21 protein-coding genes are annotated in these 26417 nt (G+C 58.4%); 3 read left to right on the top strand and 18 right to left on the bottom strand.

Going from position 1 to position 26417, the window contains the following annotated elements; genetic code table 11:
• Positions 1-16: 16 nt before the first annotated feature.
• The 15 genes from mlaE to EXV95_RS21700 all read right to left on the bottom strand — a co-directional run bounded on the left by mlaE (position 17) and on the right by EXV95_RS21700 (position 20275).
• Positions 17-799 (bottom strand): lipid asymmetry maintenance ABC transporter permease subunit MlaE, encoded by a 783-nt coding sequence (gene mlaE / locus EXV95_RS21770; RefSeq protein WP_176888466.1) that lies wholly within the window; start codon positions 797-799, stop codon positions 17-19.
• A complete protein-coding gene (locus EXV95_RS21765) occupies positions 796-1614 on the bottom strand; it encodes an ABC transporter ATP-binding protein (RefSeq protein WP_176888464.1) in 819 nt (272 codons plus the stop codon). Before EXV95_RS21765 ends, mlaE begins: the two co-directional genes overlap by 4 nt.
• Before the next feature lie 400 nt (positions 1615-2014).
• Entirely contained in the window at positions 2015-3493 is a 1479-nt protein-coding gene (locus tag EXV95_RS21760) for a glutamate synthase subunit beta (protein ID WP_176888461.1), read from the bottom strand.
• A 48-nt stretch (positions 3494-3541) separates the two neighbouring features.
• A complete protein-coding gene (locus tag EXV95_RS21755) occupies positions 3542-8275 on the bottom strand; it encodes a glutamate synthase-related protein (protein WP_176888459.1) in 4734 nt (1577 codons plus the stop codon).
• 180 nt (positions 8276-8455) lie between these two features.
• Entirely contained in the window at positions 8456-9154 is a 699-nt protein-coding gene (locus tag EXV95_RS21750; protein ID WP_176888457.1) for a transposase, read from the bottom strand.
• An 84-nt stretch (positions 9155-9238) separates the two neighbouring features.
• Complete coding sequence (locus EXV95_RS21745; protein ID WP_176888455.1) at positions 9239-10195, bottom strand: SAM-dependent methyltransferase; 957 nt, start codon at positions 10193-10195, stop codon at positions 9239-9241.
• Positions 10195-10770, bottom strand: coding sequence for a DUF1415 domain-containing protein (locus EXV95_RS21740; protein ID WP_176888454.1), 576 nt, complete (start codon positions 10768-10770; stop codon positions 10195-10197). Before EXV95_RS21740 ends, EXV95_RS21745 begins: the two co-directional genes overlap by 1 nt.
• A gap of 122 nt (positions 10771-10892) precedes the next feature.
• A complete protein-coding gene (locus EXV95_RS21735) occupies positions 10893-12062 on the bottom strand; it encodes a deoxyguanosinetriphosphate triphosphohydrolase (RefSeq protein WP_176889143.1) in 1170 nt (389 codons plus the stop codon).
• A gap of 74 nt (positions 12063-12136) precedes the next feature.
• Positions 12137-13240, bottom strand: a complete 1104-nt coding sequence (gene aroB, locus EXV95_RS21730) for a 3-dehydroquinate synthase (RefSeq protein ID WP_176888452.1) — start codon at positions 13238-13240, stop codon at positions 12137-12139.
• 435 nt (positions 13241-13675) lie between these two features.
• On the bottom strand, positions 13676-15208 hold the full coding sequence (locus EXV95_RS21725) for a putative Ig domain-containing protein (RefSeq protein WP_176888450.1): 1533 nt from the start codon (positions 15206-15208) through the stop codon (positions 13676-13678).
• A 22-nt stretch (positions 15209-15230) separates the two neighbouring features.
• A complete protein-coding gene (gene pilQ / locus EXV95_RS21720; protein WP_176888448.1) occupies positions 15231-17372 on the bottom strand; it encodes a type IV pilus secretin PilQ in 2142 nt (713 codons plus the stop codon).
• On the bottom strand, positions 17369-17911 hold the full coding sequence (locus EXV95_RS21715; protein ID WP_176888446.1) for a pilus assembly protein PilP: 543 nt from the start codon (positions 17909-17911) through the stop codon (positions 17369-17371). The genes pilQ and EXV95_RS21715 overlap by 4 nt, the downstream gene beginning before the upstream one ends.
• Positions 17908-18588 carry a type 4a pilus biogenesis protein PilO gene (locus EXV95_RS21710; protein WP_176888445.1) on the bottom strand — a complete coding sequence of 227 codons (681 nt, stop codon included), beginning with the start codon at positions 18586-18588 and terminating at the stop codon, positions 17908-17910. Before EXV95_RS21710 ends, EXV95_RS21715 begins: the two co-directional genes overlap by 4 nt.
• 2 nt (positions 18589-18590) lie before the next feature.
• Positions 18591-19199 carry a PilN domain-containing protein gene (locus tag EXV95_RS21705; RefSeq protein WP_176888442.1) on the bottom strand — a complete coding sequence of 203 codons (609 nt, stop codon included), beginning with the start codon at positions 19197-19199 and terminating at the stop codon, positions 18591-18593.
• Positions 19196-20275, bottom strand: a complete 1080-nt coding sequence (locus tag EXV95_RS21700; RefSeq protein WP_055399276.1) for a pilus assembly protein PilM — start codon at positions 20273-20275, stop codon at positions 19196-19198. The genes EXV95_RS21705 and EXV95_RS21700 overlap by 4 nt, the downstream gene beginning before the upstream one ends.
• Positions 20276-20543: 268 nt before the next feature.
• Between EXV95_RS21700 and EXV95_RS21695 the strand changes: the two genes are divergently transcribed.
• Positions 20544-22937: a penicillin-binding protein 1A gene (locus tag EXV95_RS21695; RefSeq protein ID WP_055399278.1), complete on the top strand. Its 2394-nt coding sequence runs from the start codon at positions 20544-20546 to the stop codon at positions 22935-22937.
• A 58-nt stretch (positions 22938-22995) separates the two neighbouring features.
• Here the strand turns inward: EXV95_RS21695 and cyaY are convergent, their stop codons facing one another.
• Positions 22996-23325: an iron donor protein CyaY gene (gene cyaY, locus EXV95_RS21690; RefSeq protein WP_121422414.1), complete on the bottom strand. Its 330-nt coding sequence runs from the start codon at positions 23323-23325 to the stop codon at positions 22996-22998.
• A 12-nt stretch (positions 23326-23337) separates the two neighbouring features.
• Here cyaY and EXV95_RS21685 point away from each other — a divergent pair, with 12 nt between their 5' ends.
• Together EXV95_RS21685 and EXV95_RS21680 are read left to right on the top strand one after the other, a co-directional pair.
• Complete coding sequence (locus EXV95_RS21685; protein ID WP_176888440.1) at positions 23338-23547, top strand: lipoprotein; 210 nt, start codon at positions 23338-23340, stop codon at positions 23545-23547.
• Between the two features lie 124 nt (positions 23548-23671).
• Positions 23672-24490, top strand: coding sequence for an MBL fold metallo-hydrolase (locus EXV95_RS21680; RefSeq protein ID WP_176888439.1), 819 nt, complete (start codon positions 23672-23674; stop codon positions 24488-24490).
• Positions 24491-24590: 100 nt separating this feature from the next.
• Here the strand turns inward: EXV95_RS21680 and EXV95_RS21675 are convergent, their stop codons facing one another.
• Both EXV95_RS21675 and msrP read right to left on the bottom strand, forming a co-directional pair.
• The gene (locus tag EXV95_RS21675; protein ID WP_176888437.1) at positions 24591-25244 is read right to left on the bottom strand and encodes a sulfite oxidase heme-binding subunit YedZ; all 654 of its coding nucleotides are present in this window, start codon (positions 25242-25244) and stop codon (positions 24591-24593) included.
• Positions 25245-25310: 66 nt separating this feature from the next.
• Positions 25311-26315 (bottom strand): protein-methionine-sulfoxide reductase catalytic subunit MsrP, encoded by a 1005-nt coding sequence (gene msrP / locus EXV95_RS21670; RefSeq protein WP_176888435.1) that lies wholly within the window; start codon positions 26313-26315, stop codon positions 25311-25313.
• Positions 26316-26417: the final 102 nt, after the last annotated feature.

Genomic DNA, 26417 nt, shown 5'->3' with positions numbered 1-26417 from the left:
TGCCAGCATCGCCAGCTCAGATACTGAACATCAGGGCCGTGAGGACGAAGTCGAGCCCCAGCACGGCCAGGCACGCCATCACCACGGTGCGCGTGGTGGCACGCGACACTCCCTCGGGCGTGGGCTTGGCAGTAAAGCCCTGCAGCAACGCCACGAAGGTGACGGCAACGCCGAACACCACGCTTTTGAGCACACCGTTGCCCACGTCTTTCCACACGTCAACGCCGCCCTGCGTCTGGCTCCAGAAAGCGCCGGGGTCGATGCCGATCATGAGCACGCCCACGCTCCAGCCACCAATCACCCCCACCGCACTGAACACCGCCGCCAGCAGGGGCATGGTGATCACGCCGGCCCAGAAGCGGGGCGCCAGAATGCGCTGGACGGGGTCCACCGCCATCATTTCCATCGCGCTGAACTGCTCGCCCGCACGCATCAAACCAATCTCGGCCGTCAGCGACGTGCCCGCCCGCCCCGCAAACAGCAAGGCGGTGACCACGGGTCCCAGCTCCCGCACCAGCGACAGCGTGACCAGAAGACCCAGCGCTTCTGCTGAACCGTAGCGCTGCAGCGTGTAATACCCCTGCAGCCCCAGCACCAGACCCACAAAGAGGCCAGACACCGCAATGATTGCCAGCGAGTAGTTGCCCAGAAAATGCACCTGGTCGCGCACCAGCGAAGGCCGCATGAAGGTGGCACCCACCATCCGCACCAGCCGTACAAAAAGACGCGCGCCCATGCCAATGTCGGCCAGCTTTTGGCGCACGGCAAAACCGACATCGGAGGGGTTGTACCAGCTCACCGTGCACGCCCTCCCACAGGTCCGAAGTCCTGCACCTCGTCAGGGCCAGGGTAATGAAAGGGTACCGGCCCTGTGGGCAAGGCATTGACAAACTGGTGGACCAGGGGGTCCGTGCTGGCACGCACCTCATCTGGCGTGCCCTGGGCGGCCACCACGCCAGCCCCGAGGATGATCACGTGGTCTGCCAGCCGGAAGGTTTCCTCCAGGTCGTGCGAGACCACGATGCTCGTGAGGCCCATGGCATCATTGAGCTGGCGGATCAGCTGCGCCGCCGTTCCCAGGGAAATGGGGTCCAGCCCCGCAAAAGGCTCGTCGTACATCACCAGCTCCGGGTCCAGCGCAATGGCACGGGCCAGAGCCACGCGCCGGGCCATTCCCCCCGAAATCTCGCTGGGCATGAGATCACGTGCGCCGCGCAGGCCCACGGCATGCAGTTTCATGAGGACCACGTCGCGGATCAGCGCTTCGGAAAGGTCGGTGTGCTCCCTGAGCGGAAAGGCCACATTCTCGAAAACACTCAGGTCGGTGAACAACGCCCCGAACTGGAACAGCATCCCCATCCGGCGACGGACGGCGTACAAGCCTGACGCATCGAGGCGACCCACGTCCTGCCCATCAAACAGGACTTCACCGCCCGAAGCCCGCTGCTGCCCTCCTATCAGGCGCAGCACCGTGGTCTTGCCCCCACCGGAGGCGCCCATCAGCGCCGTGACCTTGCCACGCGGCACGGTCAGCGAAACGTCACGCAGGATGTCGCGGTCTCCGTAGGAGAACGTGACATTGCGCAGTTCGGCAAGGAGGGAGGGGTCAGACATGCAAAAAGATTCAGGATTCCGGGTCGTCAGTCACCACACAGTGATTCCTCGGGCCGCAGGAAGCCGCGATGGTAGCTCAAGATGCAAACATACATACATGTATGTTTGCATCTTGAAGCATCTGCATCATGAGATGGATGGTCGCTCAGACGCCATACAACCCCGGATTGACAGAACCCTCGATTGTGCCAACAAAGACGCGCAGACGTGGAAGGCGAGGCCATCCACCTGGACTGGCGGGCGCGCGCCGGGTCCAGTCGGTGGCCTCGCCCAAGAATGCGTCCGCCGTCCTTCCCCTCCCAACTTCCAGGGGCATATCCACCGATCGCTTTACGCCCTGACCAACCCGCCATGAAAAACGGCGCCGCAGCGCCGTTTCGATTGCATGTTCTGCAGCCGATCAGCGCGGCAGGTCTGAGTAGCCCATGAGGAACTCATCGACTGCACGCGCGGCCTGGCGGCCTTCGCGGATGGCCCAGACGACCAGCGACTGACCACGCCGAATGTCGCCAGCTGCGAACACCTTGGGCACGTTGGTGGCATAACCGCCATCGAAGTCGGTCGTGGCGCGGGCATTGCCCCGGGCATCCTTGTCCACGCCAAAAGCTTCCAGCACGGCAGCCACCGGGCTCACGAAGCCCATGGCCAGCAACACCAGATCGGCCTTCAGGATCTTCTCAGACCCGGCCACCTCGACCATCTTGCCGTCCTTGAACTCCACGCGCACGGTCTTGAGGCCGGTGACCTTGCCCTTTTCGCCGATGAACTCCTTGGTGGAGATGGCGAACTCGCGCTCGCAACCCTCTTCGTGGCTGGAGCTGGTGCGCAGCTTGATCGGCCAGTAGGGCCAGGTCAGCGGGCGGTTTTCCTCTTCGGGCGGCTGGGGCATCAACTCAAACTGGGTGACGCTCACGGCGCCATGGCGGTTGCTGGTACCCACGCAGTCGCTACCGGTGTCGCCGCCACCAATCACGATGACGTGTTTGCCATCGGCGCGCAGCTGGCCCTTGAGCTTGTCGCCCGCGTTGACCTTGTTCTGCTGCGGCAAGAACTCCATCGCGAAGTGGATGCCATCGAGGTCACGGCCCGGCACGGGCAGATCGCGCGATTGCTCAGCGCCACCGGTCAGCAGCACGGCATCGAACTCCTTGTTCAACTGCTCGGGCGTGACGGTTTCCTTGGCCCAGTTGGTGACTTTGGAATCCTTGCCCAAGCCATCCTTGGCGGCGCCCACGAACACACCCGTGCGGAAGACCACGCCTTCGGCTTCCATCTGCTTGACGCGGCGGTCGATGTGCGACTTCTCCATCTTGAAGTCCGGAATGCCGTAACGCAGCAGCCCGCCCACACGGTCGTTCTTTTCAAACAGCGTGACGCTGTGTCCAGCGCGCGCGAGTTGCTGTGCTGCCGCCATGCCCGCAGGGCCAGAGCCCACCACGGCCACCTTCTTGCCGGTTTTGTGCTTGGCAACGCGTGGCTGTACCCAGCCCTCCTCCCACGCACGGTCAATGATCGCGTGCTCGATGGACTTGATGCCCACGGCGTCGTCGTTCACATTGAGCACGCAGGCGGCCTCGCAGGGTGCGGGGCAGATGCGGCCGGTGAACTCGGGGAAGTTGTTGGTGCTGTGCAGCACCTCAATCGCGCTCTTCCAGTCCGCGTGGTACACCAGATCGTTGAAGTCCGGAATGATGTTGTTCACCGGGCAGCCGTTGTTGCAGAACGGCGTGCCGCAGTCCATGCAGCGCGCGCCTTGCACCTTGGCCTGGCTTTCATCCAGCCCGATGACAAATTCCTTGTAGTGCTTCAAGCGCTCGGGCACGGGCTTGTAGCCCTCTTCGATGCGCTCGTATTCCATGAAGCCGGTAGTTTTTCCCATGACGATGTCCTTGTCTATGAATGCTGTGCGAAGGTGGGTGACGTCGCCTTACTTGGCGGGTGCCACTTCTTTTTTGGTAGCAGCTACCGCTGGTGTAGCGGACTCCTCCAGCACTTTTCGTTCATAAATTTCAGCCAACGCACGCTTGTACTCGGTCGGGAAGACCTTGACGAACTTGCTGCGCGATGCCGCCCAGTTGTCGAGCAGCTCGCGTGCGCGCTTGCTGCCCGTCCAGCGGTTGTGGTCTTCCAGCAGCTTCTTGAGCTGGGCTTCGTCGGTCTGTCCGTTGTGCCAGATCGAGCGTGGCACCGTGGCTTCCTGCTCGGTGGCGGGCAGGATGCGCTCCAGCGTCACCATGGACATGTTGCAGCGGGTGTCGAACTGACCGTCTTCGTCGTACACGTACGCCACGCCGCCGCTCATGCCCGCCGCGAAGTTGCGGCCGGTCTTGCCAAGCACCACCACGGTGCCCCCGGTCATGTATTCGCAACCGTGGTCGCCCGTGCCCTCCACCACTGCGGTGGCGCCCGACAGACGCACGGCGAAACGCTCACCGGCAACGCCGCTGAAGAAGGCTTCCCCCGTGGTGGCGCCGTACATCACGGTGTTGCCAACGATGGTGTTGCGCACGGCGTCACCGCGGAAATCAATGCTGGGGCGCACGACCACGCGGCCTCCCGACAGACCCTTGCCCGTGTAGTCGTTGGCGTCGCCGATCAGGTACAGCGTGATGCCGCGCGTGAGGAACGCACCGAACGACTGGCCGCCCGTGCCTTCGAGCTGGATACGGATGCTGTCGTCGGGCAGGCCTTCAGGGTGCACGCGGGTGACAGCGCCGGACAGCATGGCGCCGACCGAGCGGTTCACGTTGCGCGCCACCTCGATGAACTGCACGCGCTCGCCCTTTTCAATGGCGGGCTTGCTGCGCTCGATAAGCTTGCGGTCCAGCGTGTGCTCGATGTTGTGGTCCTGCACGTCCACGTGGAAGCGCGGCACATCGGCGGGCACGTTGGGCTGGGCGAACAGGCGGCTGAAGTCCAGGCCGCGCGCCTTCCAGTGCTCCAGGCCCTGGCGGGTGTCCAGCAGGTCGGTGCGGCCGATCAGGTCGTCGAACTTTCGGATGCCCAGCTGGGCCATGATCTGGCGCACTTCTTCGGCGATGAAGAAGAAGTAGTTCACCACGTGCTCGGGCTTGCCCGAGAACTTCTTGCGCAGTTCGGGGTCTTGCGTGGCCACGCCCACGGGGCAGGTGTTCAGGTGGCACTTGCGCATCATGATGCAGCCTTCCACCACCAGCGGTGCCGTGGCAAAGCCGAACTCGTCAGCGCCCAGCAGCGCGCCGATGGCGACGTCACGGCCGGTCTTCATCTGGCCGTCGGCCTGCACGCGGATGCGACCGCGCAGGCGGTTCAGGACCAGTGTCTGCTGGGTTTCGGCCAGGCCGATTTCCCAGGGGCCGCCAGCGTGCTTGATGGACGACCAGGGCGATGCGCCCGTGCCGCCGTCGTGCCCGGCGATCACCACATGGTCGCTCTTGCACTTGGCCACGCCGGCCGCAATGGTGCCCACGCCCACTTCAGACACCAGCTTGACGCTGATGCCCGCATGCGGCGCCACGTTTTTCAGGTCGTGGATCAGCTGGGCCAGATCCTCAATGGAGTAGATGTCGTGGTGCGGTGGGGGCGAGATCAGGCCCACGCCGGGCACGCTGTGGCGCAGCTTGCCGATGTAGTTGGAGACCTTGCCACCCGGCAGCTGACCACCCTCGCCGGGCTTGGCACCCTGGGCCATCTTGATCTGGATCTGGTCGGCCGACGACAGGTATTCGGCGGTGACGCCAAAGCGGCCCGACGCCACCTGCTTGATGCGACTGCGCAGCGAGTCGCCGTCCTGCAGGGGCAGGTCGACCTCAACGTTCTCAGCACCGATCACGCTCTTGAGCGTATCGCCCTTCTTGATCGGGATGCCCTTGAGTTCGTTGCGGTAGCGTGCGGCGTCCTCACCACCTTCGCCGGTGTTGCTCTTGCCGCCGATGCGGTTCATGGCCACGGCGAGCGTGGCGTGGGCCTCGGTGGAGATGGAACCCAACGACATGGCGCCCGTGGCAAAGCGCTTGACGATTTCCTTGGCGGGCTCGACTTCGTCGACCGGAATCGCCTTGGCGGGGTCGATCTTGAACTCGAACAGGCCGCGCAGCGTCATGTGGCGCTTGCTCTGGTCGTTGATCAGCTGGGCGTATTCCTTGTACGTGTTCCAGTTGTTGGCGCGCGTGCTGTGCTGCAGCTTGGCAATCGCATCGGGCGTCCACATGTGGTCTTCGCCCCGGGCGCGCCAGGCGTATTCGCCACCGGCGTCCAGCATGGTCTCGAGCACGGGGTCGTCACCAAACGCGGCCTTGTGCATGCGGATGGCTTCTTCTGCGATCTCGAACACGCCGATGCCTTCCACGCGGCTGGCGGTGCCGGTGAAGTACTTGCCCACGGTTTCGGTGTTCAGGCCGATGGCCTCGAACAGCTGCGCGCCGCAGTAGCTCATGTACGTGCTCACGCCCATCTTGGACATGATCTTGGACAGGCCTTTGCCGATGGCCTTCACGTAGTTGTAGATGGCCTTGTCAGCCGACAGGTCGCCACCCAGGTCCTTGTGCATCTCGGCCAGGGTTTCCATGGCCAGGTAGGGGTGCACGGCCTCGGCGCCATAGCCCGCCAGCACAGCAAAGTGGTGCACTTCGCGCGCGGTGCCTGTCTCGACCACGAGGCCAGCCGTGGTGCGCAGGCCCGCTCCCACCAGGTGCTGGTGGATGGCGGACAATGCCAGCAGCGCAGGGATCGCCACCTGAGTAGCGCTCACGGCGCGGTCGCTGACGATCAGGATGTTGGCGCCGCCCTTGATGGCATCCACAGCCTGCGCGCACAAAGAGGCGAGCTTGGCTTCCACCCCCTCACGGCCCCAGTTCAGTGGGTAGGTGATGTCGATGGTCACGCTCTTGAACTTGCCTTGCGTGTACTTTTCGATGTCGCGCAGCTTGGCCATGCCGGCAAAGTCGAGCACGGGCTGGCTCACTTCGAGCCGCATCGGCGGGTTGACCTGGTTGATGTCCAGCAGGTTCGGCTTGGGTCCGATGAAGCTGTTGAGCGACATCACGATGGCTTCGCGGATCGGATCGATCGGCGGGTTCGTCACCTGGGCGAACAGCTGCTTGAAGTAGTTGTACAGCGGCTTGTTCTTGCCCGACAGCACAGCCAGCGGACTGTCATTGCCCATCGAGCCAATGCCCTCTTCACCATTCTTGGCCATGGGCGCCATCAGGAACTTGATGTCTTCCTGCGTGTAACCGAAGGCCTGCTGGCGGTCGAGCAGCGGCAGATCGGCAGGCTGCGGTGCGGCCACTTGCGCGCCCGCGTCAATGCTGTCGAGCTTGATCCGCAGGTTTTCGATCCACTGCTTGTAGGGCTTGGTGTTGACGATGTTGGCTTTCAGCTCGTCGTCGTCGATCATGCGGCCTTGTTCCAGGTCGATCAGGAACATCTTGCCGGGCTGCAGGCGCCACTTGCGCACGATCTTGTTCTCAGGCACCGGCAACACGCCCGACTCGGAGCCCATGATGACCAGATCGTCATCGGTGATGCAGTAGCGCGAGGGGCGCAGGCCGTTGCGGTCCAGCGTGGCGCCAATCTGGCGGCCATCGGTGAACACGATGGAGGCGGGGCCGTCCCAAGGCTCCAGCATGGCGGCGTGGTATTCATAGAAAGCGCGGCGGCGCTCGTCCATGGTGGTGTGCTGCTCCCAGGGCTCAGGGATCATCATCATCACGGCTTGGCTGATGGGGTAGCCGGCCATGGTCAGCAGTTCGAGGCAGTTGTCGAACGTAGCCGTATCAGACTGGTCGGCGAAGCTGATGGGGTACAGCTTTTGCAGGTCAGCAGCCAGCACGGGCGAGGCCATCACGCCTTCGCGCGCCTTCATCCAGTTGTAGTTGCCCTTGACGGTGTTGATTTCACCGTTGTGCGCCACATAGCGGTAGGGGTGGGCCAGCGGCCACTCGGGGAAGGTGTTGGTGGAGAAACGCTGGTGCACCAGACCGATGGCCGAGACGCAGCGCTCGTCGGACAGGTCCTTGTAGTACACGCCCACCTGGTCGGCCAGCAGCAGGCCCTTGTAGACCACGGTGCGGCTGGACATGGAGGGAACGTAGTATTCCTTGCTGTGCTTGAGTTTCAGGGCCTGGATGTTGGCGCTGGCCGTCTTACGGATCACGTACAGCTTGCGCTCCAGCGCGTCCTGCACGATCACGTCGTTGCCACGGCCGATGAATACCTGGCGCAGGATGGGCTCCTTCTTGCGCACGGTGGGGGACATGGGCATGTCCACATTGACCGGCACGTCGCGCCAGCCCAGCAGTACCTGGCCTTCTGCCTTGATGGCGCGCTCCATCTCCTGTTCGCAAGCCAAGCGGGAAGCATGCTCCTTGGGCAGGAAAATCATGCCCACGCCGTATTCGCCCGCTGCTGGCAAGGTCACGCCTTGCTTCGCCATCTCTTCGCGGTACAGCGCGTCAGGGATCTGGATCAGGATGCCAGCGCCGTCGCCCATCAGCGGGTCGGCACCCACCGCGCCACGGTGGTCGATGTTTTCCAGAATCTTCAGAGCCTGCGTCACGATGTCGTGGCGCTTGATGCCCTTGATGTGGGCCACAAACCCGAGGCCGCAGGCGTCGTGTTCGTTACCCGATGAATACAAACCGTGTTGTTGCAGATGCTGGATCTCGGCAGCCGTGGTCATGGCGCACTCCTATATTTTTCGCAGGGAGTGGAAGATTAGTGCATTGCAACATCTTTTGGCAAGGAATTTAATTAGGGTCAGATTCTTAATTTACGAATGAAAATTGAATTTCATTTTTTATTAGGGACGCATCAAATTTAATAGCGATCAACCCAACAATAGCAAGCGCTAATGCCATATTTATTCAGACGTTTTGCGAAGCGCCGGCCTACCGGCTTGTCCCTGGGTTACCCGGCGCGGTGTGTGCTTTTGCAACTCTTGAACAAATTCTGCGTCGCCCAGCGCCCAACCACTGAGTGCGGATGACGTCAGCACAGTCTGCTCCTGCGAGCCGATGCCCGCCTGCACCAGCGCGGCGTACGCCGCCTCGCGCGCAAACGGCGTGTTGCCCAGCGCCCAGTACAAAGCATGCGGTGTGAGCAGACGGTCATGGCGCAGTCCCAGCCAATGGGCATGGCTGGACCACGGGTAGTCGCCAGGCTGCGCCACCTGCCCGGCCCGCACCGGGTTCAGATCAAGGTAGACCATGCAAGGCAGGAGATACCGCTCGGGCTGCAGCACCGTGGAACGATAGCGCCCCTCCCACAGGGTGCCCGTACGGGCGTGGCGCCGGTTGAAATACTGCACGTAGCGCCGCCCTACCGCCTGCATCATCTGCGGAAGGCCGTCAGCAGTAGTGGGCGTGGCCAGCAGGTGAAAGTGGTTGTCCATCAGCACATAGGCATGCACAGCAACACCAAATTTCTGCGCATTGTCTGCCAGCAGCGAAAGCATGGTCTCGAAGTCTTCGCGGTCCGCGAAGATGCTTTGGCGGTTGTTTCCGCGCTGGATGACGTGGTGCAGATGACCCGGCAGGGTCAGGCGCGGCAGGCGGGCCATGGATGTGGATGGGAGCTAGGGGAAGGATGATCATAAATCCGTCCCCGATTTCTTCTCACCCCGGCAACAACGTATGGCGCGGCGTCAGTCCTGCACCAATTCCACGGCAACCTGGGTATCGCGAGCCTCCGGCTTCAGACCAAAGCGAGCCCCCAACACTTTGTCGAGGCCAAACTCTTCCAGAATGGCGCGCAGGCGCTCCGAGGCGCTGCGCTTTTTCTGCCCCGTGTAGCGGGCAATGATCAGCTCATTCTTCATGCTGTGCTCCCAGCCTACCAGCTCCGTCACTGTGACCTGGTAGCCACTCGCCTCCAGGTACAGACAGCGCAACACATTGGTGACTTGGCTGCCCAGTTCGCGCGTGTGCAGCGGGTGGCGCCACAGCTCTGCCAAGGGCGTGCGCGACAGCTGCAAGGCCTTGCCCTGCCGCAGGCAGGCGGCCATCTCAGCCTGGCAGCACGGCACCAGCACCATCGCCCGGGCCTGTTTCTGCAGGCCGAAAGCAATGGCATCGTCCGTGGCGGTGTCACAGGCATGCAAGGCGGTGACCACATCGATCCGGGCTGGCAATTCATCTGCGCCGGTGGATTCCGCCACCGACACATTCAGGAACGACATGCGTTCAAAGCCCAGCTTCTGCGCCAGCAGGCGGGATTTGTCCACCAGCTCGGCGCGCGTTTCCACCCCGTAGATGTGCCCGTGCCCCAGGGCCTTGAAGTACAGGTCGTACAGGATAAAACCCAGATACGACTTGCCCGCCCCATGGTCTGCGAGCGTCGGCCCCTGGTCGGTGGTGGCAAGCTCTGTGAGCAGCGGCTCGATGAAGTTGAACAGGTGGTAGACCTGCTTGAGCTTGCGCCGCGAGTCCTGATTCAGGCGTCCATCGCGCGTGAGGATGTGCAGTTCCTTGAGCAGTTCTATCGACTGGCCCGGCCGCAGTTCGGAAAGCTCCGCAGACTCGGCATTGGAGGCGGCCGCCTTCGGGCGGGAAGCCTGCGGCTGCTGCGCGCGGGCTGCAGAGAGGTCTTTGGTCTTTCTCATCATCGAACGTCCTGGTTCGCTTCCGGCAGCGATGGCGTACCAGCGCTGGGGCCCACATCCAGCGCAGACCAGCCCTGCATGCCCAATGCCTGCAGCACCTCGATATTTCGCTCAAAAATTGTTTCTGCCTCCGGAAACACCTCCACGGCGCGGTCGATGCTCTCCTCCCGCAGCAGATGCAGTGTGGGGTATGGCGAACGGTTGGTGCAATTGGTCACGTCATCCACATCGGTGCCCGCAAACTGAAACTGGGGGTGAAAACTCGCGATCTGCAGCGTGCCGTCGAGCTCCATTGCCTCCAGCAGTGCCTCCGCATCTCCCAGAAAATCGTTGAAATCAAGAAAATCCTGGAGGCAGTAAGGGAGTATCAGCAAGGTGGTGTCCCGCGTTTCGGCAGGGGTTGCCACCAGGGCAGACAGCTCACTGCGCAGAAGAGCCTGCACTTCCGTCAAGTCTTCGGTCAGCGCGACCACGTAGTGAATCTGCCCCTTGACATGAACGCCCTTGGCAAAAGGGCACAGGTTGAGCCCGATCACTGCTCGCTCCAGCCAACGGACAGTGTTGCGAACGAACAAATCGGCAGGCTCCGAAGAGGCCGCCGAGACCGTAGAGGGGGGGAGGAAGTCATGAAACGGGCGCACGGGGCGCGAAGAAGTGCGGGGTTGATTTTACCGAGCGCCCTGCCCCCCCACAGCCGCTAGTCGAAAAGCCGCCGCCCCGTCAGGCGCTCATGCTCCCGCGCTGCAAACCGGTCTGTCATGCCCGCAATGAAATCCGCCACAGCCCTTGCCCGCAGCGGGCCGCAATCCACAGAGGCCTGCTCGGCAAACGCCGCCTTCATTTCGTGGGGGGAGGCCGTGTACGCTGCAAACAGGTCGCGCACGACCTCCTGCGCACGTCCCGTGGTCTCCATGACGCGTGGATGGCGGTACAGGTTTTTGAAGAGGAACTGCTTGAGTTCCAGCGAGCGCGCACGCATGGCATCGCCAAACATCACGAGCGACGGCGATTGGCGCACGGCCTGCACATCAGTGGGCGCGTGCCTGGCCAGCGCTGCCTGCGTGGCATCGATCACGTCATAAACCTGCGCGCTGAGCATGCGCCGTATGGCTTCAAACAGCAGGCGCCGCTGCAGCAGCGGCCGCACAAGATCAGGGTATTCGGCCTGGGCCGCAGCGCGGTACTGGTCGAACAAGGGCACGTCCTGCAATTGCGCCAGCGTGATCAGCCCAGAGCGCACGCCGTCATCGATGTCGTGTGCGTTGTAGGCGATTTCATCGGCTAAGTTGCACAGCTGCGCCTCCAGGCTGGGCTGCTCCCGGCGCAAAAACCTTGCACCAACGCCACCGGGTTCTTCCCGCTCCAACTGCTGTGCGTGTTGCCTGGAGCAGTGCTTGAGCACGCCTTCACGCGTCTCGAAGGTCAGGTTCAGCCCGTCGTACTGCGGATAACGCTCCTCCAGCTTGTCCACCACCCGCAAGCTCTGCAGGTTGTGCTCAAAGCCCCCATGCTCCGCCATGCACCCATGCAGCGCATCCTGGCCGGCATGTCCAAACGGCGTGTGGCCAAGATCGTGGGCCAACGAGATGGCTTCCACCAGGTCCTCGTTGATGCGCAGTGAGCGAGCGATGGACCGCCCCAATTGGGCGACCTCCAGCGAGTGCGTCAGGCGTGTGCGAAACAGGTCCCCTTCATGGTTGAGAAAGACTTGCGTCTTGTAGACCAATCGCCGAAATGCAGTGGAGTGCACGATCCGGTCTCGATCACGCTGGTATTCGGTCCGTGTGGGTGCCGGTGTTTCGGGGTAGCGCCGCCCCCCGGTCGCAGCAGGGTGGCAGGCGTACGGGGCCAGGTCAGAGATCGGAATCAAAATTGCCGCCAGCGCTTATCTACAAAGCGCAAATAGCTATACTATTTATAGCAATTGGTGACAAGCACTTTCTAGGCACAGCAGGCATCAATCACTTCGCGCACCAGGCTGTCCGGTGCAGCGCGCACTGCCGCCTTGCCCGGGCCATCGATCACGACAAATCGGATCTCACCGGCTTCAGATTTTTTGTCGATGCGCATCAGTTCCAAATAACGGCCGGCATTGTCTGCGGCGTCCAGAATGGGCCCCTTGGTGGGCAACCCCGCGCGCTGGATCAGCAGATTCAGGCGGGCCACAAACTCGCCGTCCACCAAGCCAAGCCTGCGAGAAAGCTCTGCCGCCATCACCATGCCGACGCCAACGCCCTCACCATGCAGCCACACGCCATAACCCATGCCGGCCTCAATGGCGTGCCCAAAGGTATGGCCGAAATTGAGGATGGCACGAAGGCCAGTCTCTTTTTCATCCTGGCCGACAACCCAGGCCTTGATCTCGCAACTGCGCCGCACGGCGTGCGCCAAGGCATCTCGGTCGTGCGCGATCAGGACGTCCATATTGCGTTCTAGCCAATCAAAAAAGACCATGTCCGAGATCGGTCCGTACTTGATGACCTCTGCAAGACCGGCACTGAACTCGCGCGCTGGCAACGTATCGAGCACCGCAAGGTCGCACACCACCAACTGCGGCTGGTAGAACGCGCCAATCATGTTCTTGCCCAAAGGGTGGTTGATGGCCGTTTTGCCACCCACCGAAGAGTCCACTTGGGCCAGCAGCGTGGTGGGCACCTGCACGAAAGGCACACCCCGCATGTAACTGGCAGCGGCAAAACCCGTCATGTCACCAACGACCCCGCCGCCCAGCGCAAAGATGGTTGTCTTGCGGTCGCACGCATTGGACAGCAGCGAATCAAAAATGAGTTGCAAGGTCTGCCAATTTTTATGCTTTTCGCCGTCTGGCAATTGGAGTTCATGAATCTGTGCATAACGCCCCACAAGCGCGGCCCGCAAAGCGCCTACATACAGCGGAGCCACCGTGGTGTTACTCACAATTAGTGCTGCGCTTGCACGCGGCAAACCTAGGTAAGACGCAGCGTCGGCCAAGTGGCCGTCGCCGATCAGGATGCGATAGCTGCGCTCAGCCAGCTCAATGGTGACGGCTTGATCAATCTGGGACATGAAGTGTTGTTACACGTTAAGTAAAAAAAGCAGCGGCGCCGACGCCACACTATCCCAATTTTGCCTGCTTCACTTGCCTACCCAGCAAACTGAAGACTGAGGCAGTTAAGGCGTATACCACGCCACACCGCAAGTTCTTGGTCACCAGCTTGGTTGGCGAAGGGTAAGCCCAATCCCCATACCGAAGGACTCTTCCAGAGTGCCAGGAGATGCTAAATGCCCGAGGTAGCGCATGTGGTTTCTTTGAACGTAGGCACTGACCCAGTGCACCGGCCACAGCAACGCGCTTTGGCGTTCCCGATTGACTCTGTGGCCATAGATCCACACCGCGTTTCACAATAAAAAACCCCGGCAAGCCGGGGTTAAGAATCGGAGACACCTAGCAACAAAGCATTGTCAGGTGCACTTTCTAAACACGATGCAGCAACTTGGCGGCTACGGGCAGATGTAGTCGACAGGGTCCCCGCCGGGAGGAACAGATCCAGCACTCACGACAGTGATGCTGAAGGTCCGTGTGACTTTCGACGCACCCTTTGTGGCAGTCACCAAGAATCTTTGTTCGCCACAGTTAGCCACCTTGGGTGTTCCATTGAGAACCCCGGCGGCACCGGTCGTGCCACTGGTCAGCCAAGACGGCAGACTAGTGAAACTCCAAGTCACATCGCTTACCGAAGCAACAAACGAGTAGGTAAAACTATTCCCAACAGGAATCGTTCCCAACGAGCAAACAGCAGTCGAGTTGCAATCACCGATTGCAAAGTCTTCCGGCAACCCATTTACCAACTTCAGTTTGACAACAGCCGTTGCAGATCGCTTGTTCTTGTCTACCACAGTTACTGTGGCACGGTAATCACGCTCTTGTGCGCTGGTGCTAGCCGTGCCACTCAGCATACCGGTGCTGGCGTCAATAGCCAAACCGGCAGGCAATCCAGTCGCCGACCAAACATAAGGCGGCAATCCCCCACTGACGGTCAGCAGAGCCGTGAATGGGACTCCTTTGGTTACGGTGCCCAAATCTACATCGGCAAGTGTCGGCGCACTCGTCAGCGCCTCCAGCACAGAAATCGGTTGAATCGATGTGATCGGGTCAATGATGCCATTGCTCACATTGTTGTCAAAACGATCCGCCGTCAACTCCAGGAAAATTGCTCCAGTTTCAGTGCTGCTTAACAGGGAGAACGTTGCAACACCGCCGATGGACGGCAGTTGCAAAATGCTACCACTCTGAGCACCAGAGACCAAACGCGCACCCTGGGCTGCATCTGTGCCCGACAGAATGCGAACCTGCATGTTGGCCCCCGAGGCACTTGCCGTAGGCTGATTGGCATCATCCATCACAAACGCCTGTATTCCCATCTGACTCAAAAGGCCATTAGCGTTGTTCTTGGTACCCAGATAACCTGGAATCTGAGCTTCCATACGCACGCTAGCTGGCTTTCCGGTGGTACCGCCCACAGCAATCGTCACACTCGCAGATTTCTGCTGATTGTCACGCGGATCAGTCACAGAGCATGTGATGCGCGCGGTTCCAGCTTGATCACCGGCATGGAAATGGAAAGAATTTCCACCTGAATTTGCGCCCAACGTAATATTTCGATAGGCGTTCGGAATTATTATTTTCCCGCCATTCCCATCATCAACTTCCGTTTGATGATCTGGATCGCCATCCAAATAATATAGCGACCCCGAATCCAACCCACCAGCTACATTACAGCCAAAGACATTCTCACCACCAGGTATCAGCACACTGCCCTTGCGAGCCTCCACATATAAAGATGTGGTATACGGTCGATATGCTCCAATGCCAGGCATAGCGCCTGCAATATTTAATGGCAATTGCGTCTTTTCAGCCCGAAGCGTGATGCTGTAATTTTCCTGCGTCTCGCCCGAACCACCGCTACCGCCACCACCACATGCCGACAAGATTGCCGCTAACGCAAGGGTTAAAAATTTAGCATTTTTCAACATTGCTCATCCATTCAATATAAAATTAGCGAGCCGCAGCACGCTCAGTGAGAACCTTCGGGGTAATGAAAATCAACATTTCTTGCTTATTGGCTTGCTTAGTTTTTGTTTTGAATAAATTGCCTACACCAGGAATATCACCCAAAAACGGAACCTTTGCCTCAGCATCATCCTCGAACAATTCAAAAATTCCGCCAATTACGACCGTACCACCATTTTCAACCAACACTTGTGTTTTAATGTGCTTAGTATTAATAGCTCGCACATTCTGAAGAATCTCACCCGGGCTATCTTTATTTACATCAAGATCCAAGATGATATTACCCTCTGGAGTTATTTGAGGCAGAACCTCCAACTTCAAAACTGCCTTCTTAAACGCGATAACCGTTCCACCATTTGGAGCCGTCACAGGGTATGGAAACTCGGTTCCTTGCTCGATAGATGCTTTGGTTTGATCAGCTGTCACAACACGGGGGCTAGACACAATCTTACCTTTGCCGTCTGCCTCCATCGCAGATATTTCAAGATTCAAAAACCTGTTGGCCGCTGAGTTAAAAATCGATATAGCGAAGCTAGCCGGATCGAACCCACCTTGGGCCTGCGCAGGAAGATTAACAAAATTACCCAGAGTATTATTAGTTCCACCAGCACCAGACGAAGCTACCGCATTGCTATAACTAGTACCAAAAGCCATGCTATTGCCACCACCGATATTGTATCCACCGGTACCGCCACGATTAGCACGCAAATCTGTTCCACCTAGTCGAACGCCCAAGGAGCGCCCGAACGTATCGGATGCCTCAACAATTCTCGCTTCAATCATCACTTGCCGAACAGCAACATCCAAGGTCGAGAGGAGCTGACGCACTTCTTCCAGTTTACTTGCCGTGTCAGTCACAAAAAGCTGATTGGTTCTGGGTTCCGCAATAGCGCTACCTCGCTCCGACAGGAATCTATTTGAAGTCCCCCCCGATGTACCACCGCTTTGGGCCGTCAGTTGAGCGACCATATCAACCGCTTTTGCATAATTCATTTGGAACGCTTGCGTTCGAAGCGGCTCCAGTTTTTGAATAGCTAACGCAGCCTCGTAATCCTTCTTCGTCCTGTCATCAATTTCATCTTTAGGCGCAATCCACAACACCGTGCCAGATTTTCGCATCCCCAGGCCTTTGGCCTCCATTATGATTTGAAGCGCTTGATCCCAAGGCACATCCTTAAGGCGCAGTGTCAGCGAACCAGTGACCGTATCCGAGGTCACAATATTGAAATTGGTAAAATCAGCAATGACTTGCAGAAGTGATCGAACCTCAATATTCTGAAAATTCAGCGATAGCTTCTCCCCGCTATATCCAGGGCCTTGTGTTAGCTTGTTCAGGTCGACCTTCTTTTGCCGGATTTCAACTACGAACTGGCTATCACTCTGATATGCGCTATGTTCCCAATCACCAACAGGATCAATGGTCATGCGAACCCGCTCACCTTGCTGAACGGTGGTAATAGCTTGCACTGGCGTGCCAAAATCACCCACATCCAAACGCCGGCGCAGTCCTTCCGGCAATGAAGATTTTAGAAAATCCACCACCAAACCTTTTCCCTGCTGACGAATATCAACGCCCACTTGGCTTGAAGGAAGCATCACCACCACACGCCCAGAGCCATCCGCGCCTCGTCTGAAGTCAACATCTTTCAGTGTCTGAATATCAGAATTAGCAGGATCAGCAAACACTGGAGCAGACACCGCTTGAGTTGCTGAATTGGCAGACTGCACCGTCCCCAAAGAAATCAGGAGTGATTTCCCTTGAATTTCAGCCTGGTAGGAAGTGGATTGCTTAAGATTCAGGACAATTCGGGAGCGGTCACCGGCCTGCACCACATTGACAGACTTAACGTTGCCCTGATTCACTTCAAAAACATTTTTTCCAGTCGCATTGGACGCATCAGGAAAGTCCAAAGCAATGCGAGGAGGCGATTGGATGGAAAATCCTGTGGGCACAGACTTCAGTGGTTCAGAAAAATCAATACGGACCACATCTACACCGTTCTGCACGCTCCCCATTACAGATTGAACTACAACCTGCGCGAACACACTGATGGGTGTCAATACAGCAAATGTGAATCCCACTGCAATTTGACAAATCTTTGATGGATAAATTTTTAGATATTTCATTTCTTGTCCTCTTGCAGATCGAGGGAGGCCGAACGTTCAATCCAATCACCAGTTGCATCTTGAACAATTTCGCGCAACTGAATCGAATTCTCAGTAATTTTCGTTATTCGCCCGTAGTTTTGACCAATATAGTTTCCAACTCGCACTTGATAAAGTAACTTATCAACTTTCAATAGTGCAGTCGGCGCACCCTTTTTATCAAGACTGCCTACCATCGCCATTACATCCAGCGGATAAGACTCCAGAGGCTCCTTTCGTCTGGCCATCTCTGGGGCAATTAAAGCAGCGTTAGAGGCGGACTGGGTAGACTCTCGTCTCAACGCCTGTGTTAACTTTATAGAGTTGAACGGCTCGACTCCTGAATCCATTGCATAGGTTTGGGGTAAAAATTGCTTAGGCTCAGTCAAAGGGGTTACCTTGGGTTTGGTTGTTGCCCGCAACTCCGACATCCACTGACGCAATTCGTCATCACCCGAAGAAACACAACCGGACAGACCAAGAGCCATCACTATTAATGAAATCAGTCTATGTGACGTCATTTTTTGCCGCCCTTCGCCACCTGCTTTTGAGCCTGAATTTCCTCAGAATCGAGGTACCTAAACGTACGGGCTGTGGCCTCCATCGTTAACGTAGCCCCACCCTTCTCCTTCCCCAGTGGGGCAATGGAAATATTGTTTAAAGTAACAATTCGGGACAGATGCGCGATATCAGATGCAAACGCTCCCATATCGTGATATTTTCCAGTCACACGAATTTGAATAGGCAATTCAGCATAATACTCTTTAACTACCACTTGGCCTGGTCGAAACAAATCAAACTGCAAACTTCTTCCAAGACCCGCCTGATTGATATCAGAGAGCAGCGCTGCCATCTCAGCCTTGCTTGGCAGTTGTTTTTCCAGTTGAATAACGTACTGCTGAACCTGTTCTCGTTGACGCTTTAAAGCTTCCAAACTCACAGCTTTAGTCAATTTTGCTTGATAGTTTTGACGCAGGGTTTGCTCTTTAGCGATCTCTGTTTCAAGTTCGACTTCATACTCATTGATCTTGGCAAACCAAAGAACAGCAGCCACCGCGATGGAAATAAAAAGACATAACAGAATTTTTGGAGCTACTGGCCACAAAGAGGGGTCTTTGGGATCCAAATTCCGAAACTGCCGAGAAATATTTTCCTGCAAGGCAGAGAAATCAATATCTTTTTTTGATTTTTTTGCCATATTTATTTCCCAATCGCGGCGCTAGCCGAGTCTTTGGCTTTTTGCACTTCACCGGTACGCATCAGCCGGAAACGCAAATTGAACGTGGACACTCGACGCTGGTCTCTGGACGACAAAGCAATATTGCTCGCCACAATTTCCACCAACTCCGGCTTTGACAGCCAAGGAGTGTTATCGGTCAAATTCCGAAGCATTTCAGAAACACGCTCGTTGGACTGGGCAACCCCCTGCATAGCGATTACTTGTTCAGTTTGCTTAATGCTTGTCACATACGCGCCTTCCGGTATCTGACGCACAAGCTCATTGAGCAAATGAACAGGGAGATTTCGATCTGACTGAAGATCTTCCACAGCCTTCTGCCTAGCCCGTAAAGCCGCAATTTCGTCTTCTATGGTGGCAATTTCCTTGATTTGTTCTTCAAGGACCTTAATTTCACTCTGAAGAAAAGCATTTCGCTCTTGCTGGGCGGTGATCATCATTTGAAACCACCAATACACTGCGCCAGCGATTGCCAGACCAATCAGAAATGATGCAAACATCGTCGCCTGAAAGGCTTCCTTCCGACGTTTGCGCGCAGCTTCCCGGTGCGGAAGTAAATTGATCAGAATCACTGCAAGAACCTCCGCATGGCCAGACCGCACGAGGTCAGATAGGACGGCGCTTCACGCACCATTTTTTTCAAACGAACGGAACTTCCGATTTCCATACCGTCAAAAGGATTGACTGCGCTGCACGCAAAGCCGGTCTGCTGGGTAACAGCCTCTGTCAAGCCTGGCAGTGGCGCTGAGCCACCTGCAAGCATGATGTGATCAACACGGTTATGGGGTGTACTGGTGAAGAAAAACTGCAAAGCTCGGCCGATCTCCTGGGCCATGCTGTCTACAAACGGCCGCAGCACAGCCGATTGGTAGTCTTCTGGGAGGTCACCATTTCGCTTTTTGCTTTCCGCCTCTTCCACTGAGAAACCGTATTGACGGACGATCAATTGGGTCAGCTGCGCTCCTCCAAAAGCTTGGTCTCGGTCATAAAGAACTTCTTCGTTGCGGATAACCTGCATGCTGGTGGTAAGTGCTCCCACCTCAAAAAGCGCAACCATTGCGTCGACGCCTTTCTTGGGCAAGGCCTCAATAAGACGCCCCGCAGCCAATCGGGAGGCATGGGATTCAATGTCCACCACCACGGGCTTGAGGCCTGCAGCCTCTGCCAAACCCTGACGGTCTTGGACCTTCTCTCGCCGAGATGCGGCAATGAGAACATCGACGTCCCCTGGCGCATTTTTGCTGGGGCCGATGACGCAGAAGTCCAAACTCACTTCGTCGAGCGAGAAAGGAATGTACTGATTGGCCTCTGACTCGACTTGAACCTCAAGCTCTTGTTCTGTCATGCCACCTGGCAGCGTGATCTTCTTGGTGATGACGGCCGATGGCGGCAGTGCCAAAGCGACGTTCTTCGTGCGCGTTCCACTTTTTTTGACCAGGCGGCGCAGTGCGTCCGCAACTTCGTCGAATTTTTCGATGTTGCCATCCGTGATCCAGCCACGCTCCAGCGGTTCGATCGCGCAACGCTCCAGAACCAAGCCGCCTGCCTTATCGCGCCCAAGCTCCACCAGTTTGACACTGGAGGAACTGATGTCGATTCCCAGCAGCGGCGGAGACTGGCGACTGAACAAAGACCCCATTGAGCTCAAGATTGGTCCCCTGTAACTTGCCAAAATGAGGCAACAAAACTTAACACTTCACATGAATGCTATCAGTAAGATAGTTCTCCAGCAAAGATTTTTCCCCGCGTAACACTTGCGGAGCGTTGCCAAAAGCAGACGAATTTAGCCGCCCTTGCAACACCGTTTGGCAACGATGACGCACCTTTGGGCAGACGGGCACGGGCCGAGCATTGTGATTTTCAGTGGGGTGCAGCGGACATTTTTATAATGGGCCGTCTTACCCATCCGGAGCGATATGCCGCCCTCTTCATCGAAGTCCTCTGACAAGCAGGACTCTCCTTCCGCTCCCACCCGCCCCACTTGGCTCCGTTGGCTGGTGCGCGCCACTCTTTGGATGGTGGGCCTGGCGACTGCGGCCGCCGTGGGATTGGCTCTGACCATTGCAGTGGCGCTGGCGGTGGCCTATCCGAACCTGCCGGACATCTCTGATCTCGCTGACTATCGCCCCAAGTTGCCTTTGCGCGTTTACTCTGCCGAAGGCGCTTTGCTGGGCGAATTCGGCGAGGAGCGCCGCAACCTCACCCCCATTGGTGAAATCCCCAAAGTCATGAAGGACGCGGTATTGGCCATTGAAGATGCCCGCTTCTTCCAGCATGGCGGCGTTGACTACAAAGGCGTAATTCGCGCAGCCTTGGCTAATCTTGGCCGGGTAAAAAGCCAGGGCGCCTCTACTATCACAATGCAGGTGGCGCGGAATGTTTACCTCTCTTCGGAGAAAACATTTACACGCAAAATTTACGAAATCTTACTGACATTCAAACTCGAGCATTTACTGACCAAAGATCAGATTCTTGAGATTTACATGAATCAGATTTATTTGGGCAATCGTGCCTATGGATTCGCTGCGGCGTCAGAAGCCTATTTTGGCAAGCCCCTGAAATCTGTGTCCGTGGCTGAGGCGGCCATGCTTGCGGGTCTGCCCAAAGCGCCCTCTGCGTACAACCCCATCAGCAACCCCAAGCGGGCTCGCTCCAGGCAGCTCTACATCATTGAGCGCATGGAGGAAAACGGCTTCATCACCGCCGAGCAGGCCACAGATGCCAAGAAAGAAGAACTCAAGATCCGGACCGGCCCGGACAGTACCCGGATTCATGCAGAGTACGTGGCCGAGATGGCACGCCAGCTGATCTTCACGCAGTATGGCAACGAGGCCTACACACGCGGGCTCAACGTCTACACGACACTTAACGCTGCGGAACAAGAGGCTGCGTACGCGGCGCTGCGCCGAGGCATCATGGACTACGAGCGGCGCCAGCAGTACCGAGGACCGGAAAAGTTCGTGGTGTTGCCGACAGCTGCCCAGGAGGTGGAAGACGCCATTGACGATGCGCTGGCCAACCACCCGGACAACGGCGACGTCCTTTCTGCCGTGGTTCTGGAGGCCTCGCCGCGCAAGATCGTTGCAGCCCGCGCGAACGGCGACACCCTGGAAATCACCGGCGATGGACTGAAGCCCGCACAGTCCGGCCTGAGTGACAAGGCCGCGCCCAACATCAAGATCCGCCGTGGAGCAGTGATCCGGGTGGTGAAAACACCCAAGAACGCCTGGGAAATCACACAGCTTCCCGAAGTCGAAGGCGCCCTGGTGGCACTGGACCCGCGCACTGGAGCCATCCGGGCGCTGGTGGGCGGATTTGATTTCGACAAGAACAAGTTCAACCACGCCGCACAGGCGTGGCGTCAACCCGGGTCGAGCTTCAAACCCTTCATCTACTCTGCGGCACTGGAGAAAGGGTTCACGCCCGCAACGGTCATCAACGACGCCCCTCTGTTCTTTGATGCAGGGGTGACCGGTGGCCAACCATGGGAGCCCAAGAACTACGATGGCAAGTACGACGGCCCCATGAGCATGCGCACGGGACTGGCCAAGTCCAAGAACATGATCTCGATCCGCATCTTGCAGGCAGTGGGGCCGAAGACCGCGCAGGAGTGGGTATCCCGCTTTGGCTTCGATGCTGAAAAGCACCCGGCCTACCTCACCATGGCGTTGGGCGCGGGCTCCGTCACACCCCTGCAAATGGCTACGGCCTATTCCGTGTTTGCCAACGGCGGATACCGCGTGAACCCCTGGCTGATCACCAAGGTCACCGACCACAAGGGCCGTGTCATCTCTGAAACGACTCCGCCGGTCACCAGCGAACAACCGCGTGCCATTGACGCCCGCAACGCCTTCGTGATGAACAGCCTGCTGCAAGAGGTCACGCGCTCCGGTACCGCAGCGCGGGCGCAAGCTACGCTGAAGCGGCCAGACCTCTACGGAAAAACCGGGACCACCAACGATTCTGTGGACGCATGGTTTGCCGGATACCAACCCACGATCGCTGCAGTGACCTGGATTGGCTACGACACGCCGCGTAACCTGGGAAGCCGCGAAACAGGGGGCGGCCTCAGCCTGCCGGTATGGATCAATTTCATGGAACGTGCACTCAAGGGTGTTCCCGTCATGGAGCCCACAGTGCCCGCTGGCGTGGTCAATGTCGGCGGGGAATGGTTCTACGACGAGTACGCGCGCAACAGCGGTATTCCAAGTGTGGGTCTCGATGACCGATCCGCATCACCCGCTGTGGCTCCACAAGCGCCACCGCCCACCGAAGAGCGAAACCGCATCCTGGACCTGTTCCGCAACTGATGGCGTTGCAGACGCTCTTCCATCTACCTGAGAGACGTGAGCCACCCAGGAGGGTGGCTCAAGCTGAAAACTGCAGTGGCAAACCCGCTTGGGCGGCTGCGTCGCGGCTCAGACACTCAAAGAACTCGCCAGCTCCTTTGGTGTCCTGCCAGGCTTGGCCGTCAAACCTGTAGTGGTACCCCCCGGACCGCGCGGCCATCCACACCTCGTGCAGAGGTTTTTGCAGATTGATGACGATCTGGCTGCGGTTGGGGAACGTCAATGTCACCATGCCCCCGGAGCGCTGGGCATCCACATCGGCATCGGTCGCGTCGTTGATGCGATCGCAACTGCGCTCGACGGCAAGCAGCAGTTTTTCGGCATGGTCCATGAATTCGAGGTCGGTCATTACAATTTGCGCATGTTGAAAGCTTCCCAAATTCTAGTCAGGACGCTTGTCCTTGCTGCCAGTGCGGCAGCCTTTGCAGGTTGCGGTCAACGAGGCCCCCTGTATTTGCCCAGCAGTCCGGCAGCTGCGCAGCGTGCAACCCTGCCCCAGACCTTGACCCCCGGCGTCGGTACCGCCAGCCCTGCACAGCCCCCCGCAGCTGCAGCGTCAGCGCCGCGCTGAAAAGCGGCATAAGGACCGGGACAACGGTTCTGATCACCAATACCACCAGGGCACTTGATTTCTATCAAGGACGCCTCAGAGGGTCAATCGTACAGTTCGTGCTTTATTGCACCGCAGGATGGCCATGGCCCTCGAACTCTACCGCGACAAGAACCATGCTTGTCTGATGTTCACCGACCTCATCGAAGAAGACGGTCAGGCCGTTCAGGCCAACCAGTTTCTGATCGTGGACGACGACACCGGCGCCATCATCGACCCCGGTGGCAACCTGGCCTTCAACGAGCTGTTCATGGGGATGACCAAGCACTTCCCACCGCACAAGCTGTCGTACCTGATCGCTTCGCATGCAGACCCAGACATCATTGCCTCCCTCGATCGCTGGATGACCAGCACCAAGGCCGACCTGGTGATCTCACGCGTCTGGGAACGTTTTGCGCCCCACTTCACCAAGGTAGGCAAGACGGAAAATCGCGTCATCGGTGTGCCCGACAGTGGTGGGCATCTGCCCCTGGGCCGCCATGAACTGGTGCTGCTGCCTGCGCACTTCATGCATTCCGAGGGCAACTTTCACTTCTACGACCCGGTCAGCCGCATCCTGTTCACCGGCGATTTGGGGGTGTCGATGATGTCTGGCGCCGAGGCTCGTGTGCCAGTGACCGACCTCAAGGCCCACATCCCGCGCATGGAGGGATTTCACCGCCGCTATATGGTGTCCAACAAGATCCTGCGGCTGTGGGTCCGCATGGCACGGCAGCTGGATATCGCCATGCTGGTGCCACAGCATGGCGCGCCCATCATGGGCAAGCAGGCGATCAACGATTTCTTCAGCTGGATCGAGAACCTCATGTGTGGCATCGACTTGTTTGACGATCGGGCCTACCAGATTCCCACCGGTTTCATCGATCCTGTGACCCGGCAGATGCGCGCGGCACCGGCGCGGTAGCAGCAGGTCTTGGAATTTCAAGCTAAATTTGCTTCTGGCGCTTTACCATCAAGCGCCAGAAGCTATTATTTATATAGCAAATAATTCCACAAGCACAGCGCTACGACGTGCGGGCTGCTTGGGATGCCTTGGCCCCCGCCGTACCCTGGGTCGGCCGGCGCTTGCGCAGCCGGTGCCACAGCCGCCAGCCCAGCAAAGCTGACAAAACCGCCGCATACACCGCCACCTCGCCAAAATCATTCTTGCCAGCGCGCATCCAGAAGAAGTGCAGGATGGCCAGGCCCGCCACTGCGTATACGCTGCGGTGCAGCGCCTGCCAGCGCTTTGCGCCCAAAGCCTTGATCGCGCGGTTGAACGATGTGGCGGCAAGCAGCGTGAGCACCAGCAGCGCCAGAGACCCGACCAGGATGAAAGGCCGCTTGATGATGTCGCGCACGATGTCGGTCCCATCAAAACCCATGTCGAACCAGGCGTAGCTCAGCAGGTGCAGCAGGCCGTAGAAAAACACGAACAGGCCCAGCATGCGCCGAAAGCGCGCAAGCTGGGGCGTGGAAGTCACCACGCGCAGCGGCGTAACGGCCAGCACCAGACAGAGCGCGCGCAGCGTCCAGTCACCCGAGGCGCGGATCAGGGCCTCGGCCGGATTGGCGCCCAGCTGATTTGCCGCCGCAGCGTAGACCAGCCACGCCAACGGAAGCAGGCACAGTGCAAAGACCACGGGCTTGGCTGCAGGATGGAGCAAGAGTTTGCGCATGGTGATCCGCGCCCCTCTTCTGCCGCTTTACCTACACGTCAAGCGGAGAAAAAAGGCGAATGAAGATCAGTAGAACTTCTTGAGGTCCATGCCCGCGTACAGCTGCCCCACCTGGGCTTCATAGCCGTTGAACATGAGCGTCTTGCGCTTTTTGGCAAACAGGCCATCTTCGCCAATGCGTCGCTCGGTGGCCTGGCTCCAGCGAGGGTGGTCCACCTCAGGGTTCACGTTTGAGTAAAAGCCGTATTCCTGCTTGGCCGCCTTGTTCCATGCCGTGCCGGGTTCTTTCTCGACAAAGCGAATCTTGACAATGCTTTTGGCGCTCTTGAAGCCGTACTTCCACGGCACCACCAGGCGAACAGGCGCCCCGTTCTGGTTGGGCAGCACTTCGCCATACATGCCAAAAGCCAGCAGTGTGAGAGGGTTCATTGCCTCGTCCATGCGCAGGCCTTCCACATAGGGCCAGTCGAGCACGCGCGATCCGACAAAAGGCATGGTTGCCTTGTCGGCCAGCGTCACAAATTCCACATACTTGGCGCTGCCCTGGGGCTCCACGCGCTTGATCAGTTCGGCCAGCGAATAACCCACCCAGGGGATGACCATGGACCAGCCTTCCACGCAGCGCAGACGGTAGATGCGCTCTTCCTGCGCGCTGAGCTTGATCAGGTCTTCGATGCCGTATTTACCCGGCTTCTTGACCAGGCCTTCCACTTCCACCGTCCAGGGCGTGGTCTTGAGTGTGTGGGCGTTGCGCGCGGGGTCGGCCTTGTCGGTGCCGAATTCGTAGAAGTTGTTGTAGGTGCTCGCGTCTTTGTAGTCAGTGAGCTTTTCCATCGTGGCCGCGCCCGCCACGGTGGACTTGGCACCCGCCAGCGCAGCCAGCTTGTTGGGCCGCACCACCTGCGCCTGCTGCGCCAGCGCCTCGCGGCCGGCCCAGGCCGCCATCGCGGCACCTGCCGCGCCGCCCGCCATGAGCTTGAGCATCTGGCGCCGGTCTTCATAGACCGCGCGGGGTGTGATTTCGGAGGAGTGGGGGTGGTTGAAACCCGAATCGCGCGAGGGGATCAGCATGGGGAGGCTCCGGTCATGGTCTTGTGGAAACAGCTGCAACAGTAGAGCAGGACAACTGTTAGTTCGTTCCCTAGACCGCGCAGGTTACACCGAAGACGCAAT

This window comes from Acidovorax sp. JMULE5 (assembly GCF_013376875.1).
GTDB lineage: Bacteria > Pseudomonadota > Gammaproteobacteria > Burkholderiales > Burkholderiaceae_C > Acidovorax > Acidovorax facilis.
Note: the sequence above shows the minus strand (reverse complement) of the source record. Positions and strands in the feature narration are given on the sequence as shown.